The organism is Agrobacterium sp. ST15.13.015 (assembly GCF_027871645.1).
Taxonomy (GTDB): domain Bacteria; phylum Pseudomonadota; class Alphaproteobacteria; order Rhizobiales; family Rhizobiaceae; genus Agrobacterium; species Agrobacterium leguminum.
On the sequence record NZ_JAQAHF010000010.1, the window covers coordinates 34,175 to 47,967 of the forward strand.

Genomic DNA, 13,793 nt, shown 5'->3' on the forward strand with positions numbered 1-13,793 from the left:
AAAGAACGCACGACGCTCTAGCGCCAGTCCCACACCAAGCGGCGACAGGCCGCTTACTTGATCTCGTCAGCCTTGTGGTCGACGGTCTTCGTGTTGGCATCGGCCGGCGGCGGCGTCTGGTCTTCGTCAGCCATGCCCTTCTTGAAGCTCTTGATGCCCTTTGCGACATCGCCCATCAATTCCGGGATCTTGCCGCGTCCGAAGAGGACGAGAACGATCACCAGCACGATGAGCCAATGCCACACACTAAAAGAACCCATAACTGAAACTCCTGAATTTCGCTTTCAGACGATGTAAGACGTTTGAAAGGCTTTTTCAAACGACAAATCGTCGCTTCAACAGCGAGTGCGCATAAAGTTTTCGTGGCCCTGCCAACAGGATGGCGATATCAGTCGTCGCCATCACCGCCGCCCGGCGCAAGCAGGCCCAGTTCCTCGAGATCGAGCTGCGTGATCGGGTCTTCGTCCTCACGCAATTCGTCGCTCATCATCGGCAGAGGAACGCCGAAATTGGAGGGAATGCGGCCCGAAAGCAGCCCTGCCCCCTTCAGCTCCTCGAGGCCCGGCAGATCGCGCAATTCCTCAAGGCCGAAATGGTCGAGAAACTCCACCGTGGTGCCGATCGTCACCGGCCTGCCGGGTGTGCGCCTGCGGCCACGGAACCTCACCCAGCCCGCCTCCATCAGCACGTCAAGCGTGCCGCGCGAGGTCTGAACGCCGCGAATTTCCTCGATTTCGGCGCGTGTCACCGGTTGATGATATGCGATAATCGCCAGAACTTCCAGCGCCGCGCGCGACAGCTTCTTCGGCTCCTTTTCCTCGGCGCGGATGACGAAGGAAAGATCGCCGGCTGTGCGAAAAGCCCACTGCCCACCCACCTGCACGAGATTGACGCCCCGCTCCGCATAAAGAACCTTGAGATGCTGCAGAATGGCGACGACATCCATGCCGCGCGGCAGGCGCTCGGCGATGAAGGCCACGGAAACCGGCTCGGACGAGGCAAAGACCAAGGCCTCGGCGATCCGCTCGGCCTCCTTCAACTGGCGCTCGGAAAATACCGTGGGTTCGGGCTCGGCCCCGTCAGCCGCGATGGTGGCCTCGGCGGTCTCATCGTCATTCATCATTGTCAGTCCTTTCGGCATTCACCGCACGGTCGTCTCGTCCACCCTTACGCATATAAATGGGCTGGAAAGCGCCCTCCTGCCGGATTTGCAGCGAGCCCTCGCGCACCAGCTCCAGCGAAGCGGCAAAGGCGCTGGCTATCGCCGTCACCCGCATGGCGGGATCAGGCACATATTGCAGCAGATATTGATCGAGCACGGTCCATTCTCCGACATCGCCGAGGAGATGGGTCAGAAGCTCACGCGCCTCGACAAGCGACCAGACCTGCCGCTTTTCAATCGTGACCTGGGTAATCGCCTGCCGCTGCCGCAGATTGGCATAGGCGCTCAGGAGATCGTAGAGGTTCGCCTCATAGGCCGAGCGGTTGATATGGGGAATATGCTCCGGCGCGCCACGGGCAAAAACATCGCGGCCGAGCTGGGCGCGGTTGACGAGGCGTTCCGCCGCCTCGCGCATCGCCTCCAGGCGTTTCAGCCGGAACGCCAGCGTCGCGGCCATTTCCTCGCCCGAGGGACCGTCATCCTTCGATTGCTGCGGAATGAGGAGCTTGGATTTGAGGAAGGCGAGCCACGCCGCCATCACGAGATAATCGGCCGCAAGCTCGATACGCACGCGGCGCGCGCTTTCCACGAATTGCAGATATTGTTCGGCAAGCGCCAGCACCGAAATGCGCGAAAGATCGACCTTCTGCGTGCGGGCAAGATGCAGCAGCAAATCGAGCGGGCCTTCGAAACCCGCGACATCGATGACCAGCCCGGCCTCGCCCGTCAACCGCTCCGGCGTCACATCCTGCCAGAGCTTGTCCATCGGTGTCGAATTGCGAGACTTGTCTGCGGCCATTGTTCCATCCGCCGGGCGTCCGGCCTGTCGTCCCGAGTAACGGGCCGCCGCCCGACTGTCAGGAAACGGCCCACATGGCGTTGAATTCGGCTCTCAGCTCCGCTTCATCGGAAGGGTCCGCAACGGGGAAACCCGCTTCCACGGCCTGCACCCGTTCCAGCGAACGGCCGGAAAGAACGGGAACCTCCTTCACGACCTGAAGCATTTCACCCATCACACCGTTGCAATGCAAGACTATATCGCAGCCGCCCGCAACAATATTCGCAGCTCTTTCACCGAGCGTGCCCTTCAGCGCATTCATGGAACTGTCGTCGGACATCAGCAGGCCGTCAAAGCCGATGCGGCCGCGAATGATTTCCTCGATCACCTTCGGCGAGGTCGTCGCCGGCCGCTCGCGGTCGATGGCGTTGAACACCAGATGCGCGCTCATCGCCATCAATTCGCGGTTCAGCGCCCGGAACGGTACGAAATCGTGGGCGTCCAGCTCATCGAGCGGCACATCGACGACCGGCAGTTCATGGTGCGAATCCACCATGCCGCGGCCATGGCCCGGCATATGTTTCATGACAGGCAGCATGCCGCCCGCCTTCAGCCCGTCGGCCGCCGCCTGCCCCATCTCGGCCACCATTGTCGGCGTGTAGCCATAAGCGCGATTACCGATGACATTACTGGCGCCTTCCACCGGCACATCAAGCACCGGCAGGCAATCGACATTTATGCCGAATTTCATCAGGTCAAACGCGTGCAGGCGCGACATCAGCCAGGCGGCGCGCAGACCCGCCCCCCGGTCACGCTCATAGATTTCACCGAGAATGCGGGCGTTTGGATAGGCCTGCAGGATCGGCGGCTTGATACGCTGCACGCGCCCGCCCTCCTGATCGATCAGCACCGGCGCATCTGGCCGCCCGACAGCATCGCGCATGGCGGCGACGAGATCGGTGATCTGCTGCGGCTCGCCAATATTGCGCCCGAACAGGATGAAGCCCCAGGGCTGCTCATCGCGGTAAAGGGCAATCTCGTCGGCAGTCAGCGCAAGCCCGCTGCATCCGAGGATCATAGCTTTGCAATCGGTCATGGTGTCACGCCTGTTACAGAATAGATGGGAAGAACTTTGCCTGATCCTCGGCCAATGCCGGGGCGGCGACGTTTACCGTCCGTCACCTCGGCCTCCGAGCCGGGGTCCAGCGCGATCAAGTCCTTGATCGCGAAAGACTCCTCTCACGGCGCAGACGCGCCGTGGCTGGATGCCGGATCAAGTCCGGCATGACGGAGGTTAGGTGCTCCGTCACTGTCGTTAGACAACAGCGCCGGGGTACTATACCCCCGGCGTCTCTATCACCGCGCCACGAGGCAGCTACCGCCGGCCGAGCGGAACTTTTCGCACAGCGCCACGGCTTCGTTCTTGTCGCCCGCCGGGATGCGGACGCGGTAGAACGTGCCCTTGCCGGCGATTTCGGCGGCCTTGATGTCGACGCCGCGTCCACCGATGACCGAGCCGAACTTGGCCGACATGTTCTGGTAGGACTTCTGGGCTTCCGCCTGGCTCGGCAGCGAGGCGATCTGGATGTAATAGCCACCGGCAGACGGCGTGCTGGTCGCTGCAGGCGTCGCGGCTGCCGTCTGCTGCTGCGCGGCCTGCGGCTGCGCAGGAGCGGTCGCAGGGCGGACATTGCCCTGGTTGGTCACCGTTGCCACCACATTGGCGGGCTGTGAAGACGGACGCGCCGCAGGAAGCGGTGCTGCCGACTGCGCTGCCGGCTTGGCGGCGGCGGCAGGCGTGTTGGCCTGCGGCTGAGCCTGTTCCGGCGCAACCGGTACCCGCGATGCGGCGATGACGGCGGGCGCGCCCTCACCCGGCTTTGCGGTCTGCGGTGCTGCAAGCTCCTCGACCTTGTCGGCCTTCGGCGGCTGGGCTGCCGGTACCTCGACTTCCTGGGCAACCAGCGTGCCGTCAGGCTTGACGATCATGGTGCGGACCTTGCGCGGCGAAACGCCGGTTGCAGCCGAACCTTCGGTCTGCGCGGCCTTTTCTTCTGGCGAAAGCAGGCGCGGATCTTCCGTTTCGCCAACCGGCGTGCTGGCGGCTTCCACATCCGCGTCGTTTTCGCCTTCCAGCGGCAACTGTTCGGGGATCAGCGTGCGCTGAACCACATCCACCGGCTGCTCGTTGCTGGAAATCAGCGCCGGCTGCTTCGGATCGGCGGCGCTGCCGCCGGCCACGCGGTCATAAACCGCCTTGTCCTGGTTCGGCACAACGCGACCGCCCGGATTTTCCGGAACGACCTTCATCGGATCGTTATCGGCGGAGATGATGACCGGCGCGCCATTGGAACCGGTGCTGGACGAACCGCCGGAGACCAGCGCGTAAACGCCGCCACCGATCAGCACCAGACCGATTGCAGCGGCAACCGGCATGATCCAGCGGCGACCGCCGCGTTCATCTTCCTCACGATAGGCCGCCTGATGGTCGACATAGGTGTTTTCGGCATCGCGCTGGGCGCTGCCACGGGAAGCCGCAGCCTCCTGCATGGAGCGGCGGAAATCCTCTTCCAGCGCCCGTTCGAATTCATCGGCCTCTTCCGGAGCCTGCGCGGGACGCACCTGGGCGGCGCCACGGTTTTCCGCGTGCTTATGACGGTCGAGACCGCCGGCAACCGCAGGCGCAAACAGCGTCGCAAGCTCGGTATCGATATCGAGATCTTCCTCGTGGCGGCGCGCGGTCGGCTTGGGTTCGAAAACCCCGACCGGCAGTTCCGGCACGTCCATCTCGATGATGTTTTCCGGATGCTCTTCCGTCTCGCCGATCTGCGAAGGATCGAAAGGCAGGCTTTCCAGCGTCTGCGGCGCGGCCGGCTGCGGTGCTGCGGCGGCCGGACGCGGCTGAACCGCAGCAGCGGCCACGGGTGCGACAACGGCAACGGGAGCCGGGCGCGGCTGAGGTGCTGGCTGTTCCCTCACCGGCTGCGGCGCAACGGCAGCAGCGGCAACCGGAGCGGCTGGCGGCTGACGAACGGGCTGCGGTGCGGGCGCAGGCGCAACTTCCGCCTCGGCAATTTCAGACAGGTCCAGATCAAGATCGAGATCGTCGAGCGCAAGCTCGAAATCATCATCGTTGAAGCCGGCGAAATCCGTGAAATCAAGTTCTTCAGCGGGTGCTGCGGGCGCGGCAGCGACAATCGGCGCTGCCTTCACCGGCGCGGCGGCAACCACGGGCGGCTCCACCTTCGCGGCCTGCGCAGCGGGAACGTCCTGCACCAGCGGTGTTTCGCCGCGACCGGGAATGGAATATTTCGCGACGTCGTAAATCAGCTCGTCCATCGGCGAGAGATGTTTCGCTACCGGCTTCCCGGCAGCCTCGAACGCCAGAGGCTCTGCGGCAGGCGCAAAGGTCTCGGCGACCGGAGGCATAAAGGACGGCGCGGTCTCTTCCGCCTGCACAACGGCAGGCGCGGCTTCGACCTGCGGCTCGATACGGGCTGCGGCAGGCTGCTGCTCGGAACGCGATTCGACCCGCTTCGGATCGGCGGCCGAAACATCCCGGCGCGCGCCGAAGTTGGCGAGCGGCAGCCGCAGGCTGGAAAATTCCAGCGAAGAACGGCCGCCATGCGATGGCGGACGCACGGAAACCGGTGCGGGCGCCTCCTCGGCGACAGCTATTTCCACCTCATCGGCGAGATCGAAAGCCTGCGGCTCCGGCGCATAGGAATGAACATCGGCGTGAATGTTGCTCGAAACATCGGCCGGAAGCTCCGGCATCGTGTGCCATTCCGGCTCTGCGGGTTCTGCGGCCTGCGGTTCTTCCCATGCCACCTGCTGGGCGACGGGCTGGTAAACCATCGGCTCGGCGGGACGCGACTGGCGCGAATGCACATCGAAAACTTCCGCCACCGCGGAGGCATCGTCGCGGAAATCCGCACGAATGTCCTGCGTGGTCGTTTCGACGTAGTTGTGAATATAGGCCTGATCGACTTCCGGAAGCGGCTCTTCGATCGCCTCCGGTGCGGATGCGGCCACCGGCGCGGGTTCATCCGCCGGCGCAAGCTCGGGCTCGCGGCGGGCGAAAACCGATTCGACACGCTGCATGAAATCTTTGGGGTGGATGCCCGCACGGACATCGTTTGCCGGATCAAGAACGACCGGATCGGCGTGCGGTGCGTCGTAAACCTCGAACTCCCGCAGAAGCTCGTCCTCGAGGTTGAATTCCGGTTCGCGGCGGGTCACCGGCGAAGCGGCGCGCGGCGCAGCCTCGGAACCCGCATGCGAAGGACGATCTTCGAAGCCGACGATACGCGCCAGTTCTGCCAGAGGATCGTTGTCAGCGAACCCTTCGGACCGGGCGTCCCGGTTATACGCGACATTTTTTTCGACCATTACGTGTTCCACCATCTACGCATTGCAGCTCTTGCCAGCGTATTGTGAGCAAATAATGGTGATATGTTATCGCATTTCAGCAGGTGCGTCCGCTCCTAAAAGCGTAAGGCCGGACCTCAAAACATTTGCGACAGCATTCACCAGCCCAAGTCTGGCAATGCTCAATTCTCGGTTTTTATCGTTAATAAAACGTAATTCCGGCTGGTCTTTACCCTTGTTCCAGTGTCCATGGAAGGAACTGGCGAGATCGTAGAGGTAAAAAGCAAGCCGGTGCGGCTCGTGCGAAAGGGCCGCCGATTCGATCAGGCGCGGATATTCCGCAAGCTTCGCAACAAGTTGCAACTCATTGATATCGCTAATCAAAGCAACGGACGCCGCCATCTCCTCAGCTGAAGGAGAAAGCCCCGGAAACGCTTCCTGCGCCTGCCGAAAGATCGACATCGAACGGGCATGTGCATATTGCACGTAAAAAACCGGATTATCCTTAGATTGTTCGGTCACTTTCGCGAAATCAAAGTCCAGCGGCTCGGAATTCTTCCGATAAAGCATCATGAATCGCACCGGATCGCGACCCACTTCGTCGACAACATCGCGCAGCGTGACGAAGTCGCCGGAGCGCTTCGACATCTTCACTGGCTCGCCGTCACGGAACAGCTTGACGAGCTGGCACAGAAGCACCGTCAGTTTCGACTTGCCTTCGGAGACGGCGCGCGCAACCGCTTCCAGCCGCTTCACGTAACCGCCATGGTCGGCGCCGAGCACATAGATCATCTCGGAAAAACCACGGTCGAACTTGTTCTTGAAATAAGCGACGTCGGCGGCGAAATAGGTGTAGGAACCGTCCGACTTCATCAGCGCACGGTCCATGTCGTCGCCCACCTCGGTGGAGCGGAACAGCGTCTGTTCGCGGTCTTCCCAGTCTTCCGGCAATTCGCCCTTCGGCGGCGGCAGGGTGCCCTTGTAGACATGGCCCTTGAAGGTGAGATCGTTGATGGCCGAGAGGATCGGACCGCCATTGCCCTCATGCAGCATGCGCTCCGAGAAGAACACGTCGTGCCGGACGTTGAGCAGCGCCAGATCCTCGCGGATCATCGCCATCATCGCGTCGATCGCGTTGTCCTTGACGATCGGCATCCACTTTTCCTCGGGCATGGCGCGCAGCTTGATGCCATATTCATCCGCCAGCGCCTGGCCAACGGGAACGAGATAGTCGCCGGGATAAAGGCCGGACGGAATGGTGCCGATATCTTCGCCGAGCGCCTCGCGGTAACGCAGGAACACCGAACGGGCCAGCACATCGATCTGCGAGCCGGCATCGTTGATGTAATATTCCTTGGTAACGCCATAACCGGCAAAAGCGAGCAGGTTCGCCAGCGTGTCGCCGACGACGGCGCCACGGCAATGGCCGACATGCATCGGGCCTGTCGGATTGGCGGAAACATATTCGACGTTAATTTTCTGGCCCGCACCGATGGTGGAGCGGCCGAAATCGACGCCCTGCGCGATCATGTCGGCGAGAAGACGCTGCCAGTAACCGACCGAAACCTTGAGATTGATGAAGCCCGGACCCGCGACATTGACGCTGTCCACATCGCCATCGGCCTGAAGAGCCGGCACGATGAGTTCGGCCAGCGCGCGCGGATTGGTGCCGAGCGGCTTCGCCAGCACCATGGCGGCATTGGTTGCGACATCGCCGTGGCTCAGATCGCGCGGGGATTCGACGGTAATTCGACTGAAATCGACCTTTTCGCGGTTCTCTTTCACGAGATCGAGGGTCTCGAGCGCGTTTTTGATCCTGGTATCGAAATCAGCAAAAATGTTCATCGTTCCAACCTGCGCGAAGGGCTTCTGTTTATATCCGGCCGTTTAACCGGGTCGGCTTCGCGATCGCCCGCTGCCCTATCGCAAATCGGGGGTGTGGTCAAACAGCCGCTGGTGGGCGCGCAGTGCATAACTGTCGGTCATGCCGGCCAGATAGTCGCCCACATGCCGGGCTTTTGCGGCCACGCTCATGCCGGAAATGCTGTCCACCCAGTAGTGGCTCTGCATTTCCGCCGGCGTTTCCATATAACGGTGGAAAAGATCGGTGACGATCTGTGTGGCGCCGGCGCGGATGCGCATGATTTCCGGATGCCGGTAGATATGGCCGAACAGCAGTTTCTTGATCTGCCGGTCGGTCTCGGCCATTTCCGGCGAGAAGGTCGCAACGGTGAAATCGGCAGCGCGGATATCCGCCGCACTCTTCGGCTTCAGACGGGCGAGATTCTGCTGCGCAACGCCAATCACGTCTTCCACCATATGGGTGATCTGCCGACGCATGATCTCATTGGCGAAACGCTCCTTGTCGAGGACCGGATATTTCGCCCGCACCTCGGCCATCAGGCCGCCGAGGAACGGCACCTCCTCCAGCATCTCGAAGGTGAGATAACCGGCGCGCAACCCGTCATCGATGTCGTGGGTATTATAGGCGATGTCATCGGCAATCGCCGCCACCTGCGCCTCGAGACTGGCATAGCTGCCGATTTCCAGATCCTGCAGCTCGCAATATTCGAGGATGGGCAGCGGAACCGGTCCCTTGATCCCCTCGCCCTTCGCATTCACCAGCGGTCCATTGTGCTTGACCAGCCCTTCGAGCGTCTCCCAGGTCAGGTTGATGCCGTCATATTCGGCATAACGGCGCTCCAGCTTGGTGACGATGCGCAGCGACTGGGCGTTATGATCAAAGCCGCCATAGGGCAGCAGCACCGCATCCAGCGCATCCTCGCCGGTATGCCCGAAAGGCGTGTGGCCGAAATCATGCACCAGCGCGACGCCTTCGGCGAGATCCTCGTCCAGCTTCAGCGCGCGGGCGAGCGCCCGGGCAATCTGCGCCACCTCGATGGTGTGGGTAAGCCGCGTGCGATAATGGTCGCCATCAGGGCTGATGAACACCTGCGTCTTGTGCTTCAGGCGGCGAAAGGCTGTCGTGTGGACGATGCGGTCGCGGTCGCGCTGGAACTCCGAGCGCGTCAGGCTTCCGGTTTCGGGAAAAAGACGCCCGCGCGTGGTCCATGGATCCGAGGCGAAAACCGCCCTCTCGCCGCTTCCGAAACCCAATGCGCGCTGGTCTATGATCATGCATCCACCTGTTGTCTTCTCCAGCCGGGACTTCCTTTTGGTCTCGGCCATTGACCTTTTCATTCACCCTTCATACCTATCGCAGAGGTCGGCGCAAAGCATCATCGCCGCGCAGACCGCCTTCACACAGGCTATAGACCGTTAATTTGACCGGTTTATAATGGTGACAACGAGATTATTGCTCTCCGGTTCTTGACCCCGGCAGGAGAAACGACATGGAAAACAGCGACATTACCCTTTCTGAAGCTGCGGCGAAGCGAATCGCCCAGATCGTCGCGGCCGAAACCGGCAAACAGGCGCTGCGCGTCTCGGTGGAAGGCGGCGGCTGCTCGGGCTTCTCCTACAAGTTCGATCTGGCCGAAGACAAAGCCGATGACGACATCGTGATTGCCCGCGGCGACGCCAAGGTGCTGATCGACAGCCTGTCAGTTGTCTATATGGCGGGCTCAGAAATCGACTTCGTCGACAATCTGCTCGGCCAGTCCTTCCAGATCAAGAACCCGAACGCTGTGGCAAGCTGCGGCTGTGGCACCAGCTTCTCGATCTGACGATTCTATCCACCACATCCTCGCCACCGTTTTTCAAAAACGGTGGCATTCGCTTTTCCATCGGGTAAAAGTACCTCCGCAAAAGGGAAACTCCGATGAAGATTGCCACCTGGAACATCAATGGCGTCAAGGCGCGTATCGAAAACCTGTGCCAGTGGCTGAAGGATTCCTCGCCCGACATCGTCTGCCTTCAGGAAATCAAATCGGTCGACGAGGGTTTTCCCCGGCTGGAGCTGGAGGCGCTCGGCTATCACGTAGAGACCCATGGCCAGAAGGGCTTCAACGGCGTCGCCCTGCTGTCGAAGGTCAAGCCCGACGAGGTCAATCGCGGCCTGCCGGGTGACGATGCCGATGAACAGGCGCGTTTCATCGAAGGCGTGTTTTCCGTCGATGGCGGTGCCATCCGCGTCTGCTCGCTTTACCTACCGAACGGCAATCCGCCGGACGATCCGGTGAAATATCCCTATAAGCTTGCCTGGATGGAACGGCTGCGGCATTTTGCCGAAGATCGCCTTGCGCTCGAGGAGCCGCTGATCCTCGCGGGCGACTACAACGTCATTCCCGAGCCCTTCGATTGCCACGACCCACGCGTGTGGGAAGGCGACGCATTGTTCCTGCCGAAAACACGTGCGGCCTTCCGCAAGCTGGAGAATCTGGGTTTCACCGATGCCGCGCGTGCGACGACGGATGAAGCAGGACTTTATTCCTTCTGGGATTATCAGGCCGGGGCATGGCCGAAAAACAATGGCATCCGCATCGATCATCTGATGCTGTCGGCGGAAGCGGCCGACAGGCTGCAATCCGTCAGCATCGAAAAACATGTGCGAGCCTGGGAAAAACCGTCCGACCATGTGCCGGTCTGCGGTTATTTCGATTTCAGTCCGGTCGGCTGAGCCACTCCTGGCGGGTGGATAAAACCACCCCGATCAGCACCCTCAATCCGGATCGTTGAACTGCATGTTCTGCGCCATGGCGATGGCGGCGCGGCGATCGTTCTCACCGGCGAGCGAAAAAGCCTGCTCCTGCAGGTTCTGTATCCAGGTGCAGTCCGCTGCCGTGCACTTGTCGAGCGCCGCCGTCATGAAGGCCAGCCCCTGCGTCGTCTGGCCTTCCTGGAAGATCAGGTTGCCGAAAATCGACATGGCGCCGGCATGGCCGTGCTTGCGGGCCTGGTTGAGCCACTTCTTGGCCTGCTGCACATCGGCGCGGCCGCCCTCGCCGGCGAGAATCATCTCAGCCAGACGGAACTGCGCCTCAGCGACGCCAAAGGTGGAAGCAACCTGGAAATAAAGCTGGCGGGCCTGCGACAGGTCCATCTTCACCGGGCTGCCGGGAATGCCGTGACGGTAATAATCCGCAAGGGAAAGCAGCGCATTGACGAAAAAGCCGGTATCTTCCGAACCCGGCTCCACGCCCTGATTGGCGATTTCGCTGTAGATCTTGAAAGCTTCGAAGTCGTTTTTGGCGACGCCATCGCCATAGGCATACATATTGGCAAGCGCCCAGCGCGAGCCGGTATGGCCCTTTTCAGCCGCGTAGCGATAGGCCTCGACGGCTTCACCCTTGTTGCCGTTCTTGTAGGCCTTGAAGCCGAACTTGAACAGGTCGAAGGGGCCGGATTCCTTGGTCACGCCCGCATTGATGTCAAAAGCCGCAGCAGGCATTGCGAGCGACGCAAGCAACATGCCCATGAGGAGCGGCTTTAAAACGTTGGCTTCACATTTCAGCATTTCAGCGAACTTCTCTCAACTCTTCCCGGCATATAGCCAATACTTGCGGAATACTGCAAAGCCGAACCCCGCCGGGTCGCGATTTTTCGAACACACTGCGTCTTTCCGGCAGCACTTTCCAGCGCACCACCGGTGGTCTCTTGCGGCAATTGCCCTAATTTTCCAGTGAGACAGATATAGGCATAATTTCCGGCAACATAACGGCATTCCGTCATCCGCCGGTCAGCGCCAGACAAGAAAGCCGGGCGAAATTCCCGTATTACTTGCTTAAACGCTGAATCCAAACCCGTTTTCACTTTCTGCAACTCCGCAGGCCCACATCAAACGCCTGCATGTTCTTTCATTCCCGCGCCTCTAAACATAAGCCAAGCACCTTGTTTGTGGCGGGAAATGGACAGATATGCTCACATTCCAACGCGCCCACACGCTTGCAGAAAAGTGTTGCCAAATCGTCACAAAACTTTCGGGCTAGAAAATTTTATCGAGCAGGAATCATAGTCGCGCATGAAAAAAGGCCCGGTTGGTAAACCGGACCTTTATTTTAGCATCTACGGAAGGATGACGTCAGAACTTGACCTTCACACCGGTCGAGATGGCTGCGACGAGGTCGTTGCCGAAGTCGTAGCCCGCCTCGTTGCCGCAGGTGAAGCCTGCACCGCACGGTCCGCCATTGATGGACGAGCTACCGGAGGTCAGGAGGCCGAGAGCGCCGGCAATCTTGAACTCGATGTTCTTGTTCGGGGAGTAGACGATCTGCGTGCCCAGTGTCCAGGTGTCGGTCTGGGTGCCGATGACAGTCGACGTACCGCGATCCCAGGTCAGGCTCACAGCACCGCTCCACTGTTCGTTGAACTTGTGACCGACGCCACCCGAAATCGTCCAGCCGTCGCGATAAAACAGGTCAAGCGTGTTGAGCGTGTCAGCTCCGCTCGGAACGCACGGCGACGTGCCGACCGCGCAGAAAGGAATGACCTGAATCTGGCTCCAGTCCGTCCACTTCACGGAACCGAAAGCAAGCCAGTCCGGCGCGATACCAGATTGCACCTTGAGTTCGATACTGTCAGGCATGGAAACAGAGCCATAGATCGGCACGAGCTTGCCACCGTATTTCGCAAGCGTCGGAGAAATGGACGGCGGCGTCTGCGGGATCGCCCTGACGTCGGCGAAACCGGTCAGGTCGTGATCAACGGCGCTGTTGTAAACGAGGCTTGCACGGAAGGCGATCTCGGGAATCTCATATGCCATGCCGGCGCGCCAGCCCCAGCCGTCACCTTCCATCTCAAGTTTGCCAACGCCGCTGAAGCTGGACCAGGCCGGATTGAGGCCCAGAACGGCCGGCCCGAGAACCTGACGGTATTTATAACCGCTGAGTTCCTGATAGAAACCACCGCCTATAATCGAGAAGTCGCCCTTGCCAAGATCGAACTTCACCCGGCAGGTGGTGGCGTAATTGTGCGACTTGACCTTGGTTTCGATATTGTAGCTCGATCCCTGCCAGATACCGGGATTAAGATGCGCGCCCCAGGGCTGCGAATAGTCGAACATGCAGTCGCCGAAATCACCGATTGCCGCTTTGGCGCCGATCCGGGTCGACCAGAAGTTTTCAGAGTCATCTGCGCTCCTTGACCAGGCCGCAGGCAGCGGGCCGCTCTTCAGCGGATTGTCCCGGGCATTTTCCACCTTGCGCTGCGGCGCGACGAAGGTTGCAGAACTGTCGAGAACATAATCGGACGGATCGAACAGCAGGTCGATATTGTAACCGCCGCGCTCAAGGCCGCCGGCCAGTGAGGGCGTTACCGCCGCGATGCTGACTGCGAAACATACCGCGCCGCGAAAAATTGCAGTTTTTGCCATCTCTCTCCCCAATCAAGGCAATGTGATCATCAAAAGAGTGAAGCGCTTCGCAGCAAATGACAATCTGCCGCACTCTGGCACAGTTCTGCGACACTTCTCCATTTTTTACGTAAGAATTTCATGTCGATCCCCTTGCATAATCATTTTAGGTTATTTTTCTAATCCAATTGAAGCAATCAGACATAAAATGAAACAAATTCCCACTTGAGGCG

Annotated in this window: 12 protein-coding genes; 2 read left to right on the forward strand and 10 right to left on the reverse strand. The window is 60.5% G+C overall.

Annotated elements, in window-relative coordinates; genetic code table 11:
• Positions 1-53: 53 nt before the first annotated feature.
• From PIB16_RS16390 to PIB16_RS16420, 7 genes are all read right to left on the reverse strand, one after another.
• On the reverse strand, positions 54-260 hold the full coding sequence (locus tag PIB16_RS16390) for a twin-arginine translocase TatA/TatE family subunit (RefSeq protein WP_003509722.1): 207 nt from the start codon (positions 258-260) through the stop codon (positions 54-56).
• 128 nt (positions 261-388) lie between these two features.
• Positions 389-1,123: an SMC-Scp complex subunit ScpB gene (gene scpB / locus PIB16_RS16395; RefSeq protein WP_121490410.1), complete on the reverse strand. Its 735-nt coding sequence runs from the start codon at positions 1,121-1,123 to the stop codon at positions 389-391.
• A complete protein-coding gene (locus tag PIB16_RS16400; RefSeq protein ID WP_003522723.1) occupies positions 1,113-1,961 on the reverse strand; it encodes a segregation and condensation protein A in 849 nt (282 codons plus the stop codon). Before PIB16_RS16400 ends, scpB begins: the two co-directional genes overlap by 11 nt.
• Before the next feature lie 58 nt (positions 1,962-2,019).
• Positions 2,020-3,036: a beta-N-acetylhexosaminidase gene (gene nagZ / locus PIB16_RS16405; protein WP_271045939.1), complete on the reverse strand. Its 1,017-nt coding sequence runs from the start codon at positions 3,034-3,036 to the stop codon at positions 2,020-2,022.
• 260 nt (positions 3,037-3,296) lie between these two features.
• On the reverse strand, positions 3,297-6,332 hold the full coding sequence (locus tag PIB16_RS16410) for an SPOR domain-containing protein (RefSeq protein ID WP_271045940.1): 3,036 nt from the start codon (positions 6,330-6,332) through the stop codon (positions 3,297-3,299).
• A gap of 66 nt (positions 6,333-6,398) precedes the next feature.
• Positions 6,399-8,156: an arginine--tRNA ligase gene (gene argS, locus PIB16_RS16415; protein WP_271045941.1), complete on the reverse strand. Its 1,758-nt coding sequence runs from the start codon at positions 8,154-8,156 to the stop codon at positions 6,399-6,401.
• A 75-nt stretch (positions 8,157-8,231) separates the two neighbouring features.
• Positions 8,232-9,449 carry a deoxyguanosinetriphosphate triphosphohydrolase gene (locus PIB16_RS16420; protein ID WP_059760463.1) on the reverse strand — a complete coding sequence of 406 codons (1,218 nt, stop codon included), beginning with the start codon at positions 9,447-9,449 and terminating at the stop codon, positions 8,232-8,234.
• Between the two features lie 215 nt (positions 9,450-9,664).
• Here PIB16_RS16420 and erpA point away from each other — a divergent pair, with 215 nt between their 5' ends.
• On the forward strand, positions 9,665-9,997 hold the full coding sequence (gene erpA / locus PIB16_RS16425) for an iron-sulfur cluster insertion protein ErpA (protein WP_065656001.1): 333 nt from the start codon (positions 9,665-9,667) through the stop codon (positions 9,995-9,997).
• 95 nt (positions 9,998-10,092) lie between these two features.
• Positions 10,093-10,890 (forward strand): exodeoxyribonuclease III, encoded by a 798-nt coding sequence (gene xth / locus PIB16_RS16430; protein WP_078053086.1) that lies wholly within the window; start codon positions 10,093-10,095, stop codon positions 10,888-10,890.
• A 42-nt stretch (positions 10,891-10,932) separates the two neighbouring features.
• On the opposite strand, the gene exoR is transcribed toward xth, so the two are convergent.
• The 3 genes from exoR to PIB16_RS16445 form a co-directional block, all read right to left on the reverse strand.
• Complete coding sequence (gene exoR, locus PIB16_RS16435) at positions 10,933-11,727, reverse strand: exopolysaccharide production regulator ExoR (protein WP_003509731.1); 795 nt, start codon at positions 11,725-11,727, stop codon at positions 10,933-10,935.
• Entirely contained in the window at positions 11,721-12,023 is a 303-nt protein-coding gene (locus PIB16_RS16440) for a hypothetical protein (RefSeq protein WP_233282630.1), read from the reverse strand. Before PIB16_RS16440 ends, exoR begins: the two co-directional genes overlap by 7 nt.
• 268 nt (positions 12,024-12,291) lie before the next feature.
• Complete coding sequence (locus PIB16_RS16445; RefSeq protein WP_065656003.1) at positions 12,292-13,581, reverse strand: outer membrane protein transport protein; 1,290 nt, start codon at positions 13,579-13,581, stop codon at positions 12,292-12,294.
• Positions 13,582-13,793 lie beyond the last annotated feature (212 nt).